Raw genomic sequence first — 1,162 nt, 5'->3', positions numbered from 1 at the left:
GGGGTAGTTCCATCCTGAGTTGGCTGGTCGGGGGGTCTTGACGGTGTGGGGGTGGTGGGTGGGGGTGCAGGTCGTTGCGGGGGTGATCTTTGGGTTGATCGTTTGTCGTGGGTGGGTGGTTAGCGGGTGGTGTGGGTTTGGGTGAGGACGGTGAGTGCGCGGATCAGGGTGGTGGCGTGGTGGTGGTTGCCGCGTAGTCGGTCGAGGATTCGCCAGTTTTTGAGGTCGCTGAAGGCGTGTTCGTTGGTGGCTCGTTCGCGGCTGATGAGGGCGTTGACGGTTGTTTGGTGGCGGGTGAGGGGTTTGCCTCGGGCGGCGCGGCGGCCGGTGATGATGGTGGGTTGGTCGTGGGGGTGGCCGGGGTGAGCGCCGCGGGGGCGGGGTGCGTCGCTGATGCCGGGTTGGTCGTCGAGGCGGGTGAAGCCGAGGTCGCAGATGGCGGCGAGGTCGGCGGCGCGTAGGTGCGCGGGGATGCGGTTGCGGCGGGCGGCGGTGATTTCTGCGGTGCGTGCGGGTAGGGCTGCGGAGGTCCACAGCAGGTTGCCGTTGAGGTCGGTGATGGCCAGGACGAGTAGGCCGAAGGTTTTGTGTTTACCGCTGTAGTGGGTGCGGCGGCGGTGTCGGTCGTGGGGGCGTTGGATCGGGATGAGGGTGCCGTCGAGTAGGACTACCTCGTTGTGGTGGCGGGCGCGGCGCAGGACTCGTGACAAGCGGGGCATCTCAGTGGCCAGGACAGCGATGACCTGGGCGACCCATCGACGCACCGTGGACGCGGATATGCCGTTGCCGATGGCGAGGTCGTGGGGGCGTTGGTTATGACGTAACACCGCGAGCACGATCACTGCCGCGCGGTGATCGGACAGTTTGCGCCACCGCGAACGCACCCGTGAACGGTGCTGACGGATCGCGGTGACGACCAGGGTCAGGGTCTTCGTGGACAGCGCAAGACTGGACTGGTAGACAAGCGGCGAGCCCTCGGCCACCGGGTTTTTGTGTGTCACGACCGAACACCCTGGCCGAGGGCTCATCTATGTTCTGCACGCCACACCGTGACCACGGCAATCGATCAACCCGAAGATCACCGATGGTTGACCTGCCCCATCTCCACCACCGCCAGGCCGTCAAGACCCCCTGACCAGCCAACTCAGGATGGAACTACCCC

The 1,162-nt window shown here is 65.9% G+C and carries 1 protein-coding gene; it reads right to left on the bottom strand.

The annotated features are described in order from the left end of the window. Nucleotides 1-119: 119 nt before the first annotated feature. Entirely contained in the window at nt 120-1,001 is an 882-nt protein-coding gene (locus AB0C15_RS32570; protein WP_357358605.1) for a transposase family protein, read from the bottom strand. Between the last annotated feature and the right edge of the window lie 161 nt (nt 1,002-1,162).

Origin of the sequence: Micromonospora sp. NPDC048835 (assembly GCF_040649995.1) — a bacterium.
GTDB lineage: Bacteria > Actinomycetota > Actinomycetes > Mycobacteriales > Micromonosporaceae > Micromonospora.
The sequence above is the reverse complement of the archived record's forward strand: the minus strand, read 5'-3'. Positions and strand labels throughout refer to the sequence as shown.